At 60.7% G+C, this 2,031-nt stretch carries 1 protein-coding gene; it reads right to left on the bottom strand.

What is annotated here, in order from left to right:
* Nucleotides 1-187 precede the first annotated feature (187 nt).
* A complete protein-coding gene (gene ltrA, locus AC628_RS41620; protein ID WP_074132557.1) occupies nt 188-1,519 on the bottom strand; it encodes a group II intron reverse transcriptase/maturase in 1,332 nt (443 codons plus the stop codon).
* Nucleotides 1,520-2,031 lie beyond the last annotated feature (512 nt).

Below are 2,031 nucleotides of genomic sequence, written 5' to 3'. Positions count from 1 at the left end.
CGCTGCCGGCTCGCCCCAGTCGCGAATGGTAGAGTCGGGATGTGGCGCGGTGGTTGTAGGCTGAACATATCTGTTGCCGCCTCTTTCGTCTGGCGGTGCCTTAGTAGTTCGACCGTGACTCCGTTTCCACATCTCGCTCATCGAACCGGACATGCAGATCGCCCGCATCCGGCTCTCGGACAAGACCTCACGCCTTCACCCACGGCACGTCGCGTCCGCGTGCAGTTAGGCGTACGAGCCCGAAGTGCCCGTAGAGGTGCGAGAGTGGATAAGTCCCGCCCTTGCGTCGCCTGACCTTGTGCTTGGAGCGCAACCACCGGCGCAACCGCACAGCGGTGTAGTTGTCGATCGCGCGGTACGCCTTGCTGACGGTGCCTACCTTGAAGTAGTTCGCCCATCCGCGCAGCGTCCGGTTCAACTTACCCACCAGCTCTGTGGTTTCTTGCCATGTCCCCGTTCGGACCGTCAGCGCATGGATTTGCTCGACCATACGCTTGATGCTCTTCTTCGATGGCCGGTACCCCAGGCGTGCCTGGCCGGTTCTCTCTGAGTACATCCGCCCGAACGAGTAGCCCAAGAAGTCGAACTCCTCTTCCGGGACCCTACAGATTCGTGTCTTGTCCTCGTTGACCGTCAGCTTCAGCTTTCCCATGATCATGCGCAATTGACGCAAGGCTTCTTCAGCTTCGCCCCGTTTACACAAGATTACGAGGTCGTCGGCATAGGTCACGATGCGAGAGCCGAGGCTTTGCTCGAGACCAAGCATCTTCCATCCCAGCACAACCCGGCGCATGTAAAGATTCGCCAGCAATGGTGAGATGGGTGAGCCTTGCGGGATGCCGCGCCGCTTGTCCCGTGCCTCGGTCGTGCGTGTCTTCCGTCCTCGATCATCGGTTTCTTCCACGGGACATTCCAGCCACATCTTGATCAGATGCAGCACGCGCCGATCAACAATCCGGCGCGCTACCGACTTGAGAAGGTCGGCATGCGGAATGCTCCCGAAGTAGTCCGCAAGGTCGGCGTCTACGACTTCCGGGTGGCCGCGGAACAGCTGCTCTTCCACCTCGACCACCGCCTGTTGGGCATTTCGCCCGGGACGGTAGGCATACTGCTCCGGTGGAAGATCGGCCTCAAAGATCGGTTCTAGCACCAGCATCGCTGCCGTCATGCAGACTCGATCACGCAAGGTTGAGATGCCCAATGGCCTGAGTTTGCCATTGGCCTTCGGTATGTACACTCTTCTGATAGGGTCCGGTCGATACGTCTCCTGCCTGAGCGCAAGCGCCAGTTCGCCGAGCCACCGCTGCACCCCGTACACCTCGATGTCCGCAAAGTCCTGACCGTCCACGCCCGGTGCGCCCTTGTTGGAGCGGCATTGAGCGTAGGCATGCGCCAGGATGTCGTCACGGCTGATCTTGTCGTACAGGGCATAGAAGCGATAGCCGGCTTCTGCCTTCGCTTTCGCGTGCAACGCCGTCTGCAGTTTCTGAACACTCTTCGGAGTTGATAGGTTGCCCAATCTCCAGGTCCCTCACGACGTGTTGCGTTCGTCTTGAACTGAGGTCCCTTCCCTCCACCGGCGTTACCCGGCTTCACCAGTACTACGAACCCCTCCGCATCCCCACGGCGCCCGGCCTGTCCCTCGCGGGCGTCCGGTTGATCATCCCTGACCACGTCGTGGGGCCTCCCGTGTTGCGTACGCTTTCCTTGTGTACATGCTGTCGCCACTACCCCGGCGCAGCGGCTGGGTGGATTTCGCTCGTTATCCCAGCCGTATCAGCCTTCCCCGAAAGGGTTGTCGGGTCGGCCTGCGCATCGTCCTTTTCGAGGCTTGCTCGGCGTTCACTCGCGTTACGGCCTGCACACTCGCGCTGTCACCAATTCGTGACACGCTAATCGAAGGCTTCAGCCACTTCGTTACCTCCATGACTGCTCCGATTGCTTCCGGCTGGAGCGTTTGCCGGGTGGGGTTTGCACCCACTGGAAAGCGCCGCCTTCTCACGGCGCACACCCGAAGCGGACATCAGCCTG

This window comes from Bradyrhizobium sp. NAS96.2 (assembly GCF_001908235.1).
Taxonomy (GTDB): domain Bacteria; phylum Pseudomonadota; class Alphaproteobacteria; order Rhizobiales; family Xanthobacteraceae; genus Bradyrhizobium.
Note: the sequence above shows the minus strand (reverse complement) of the source record. Positions and strands in the feature narration are given on the sequence as shown.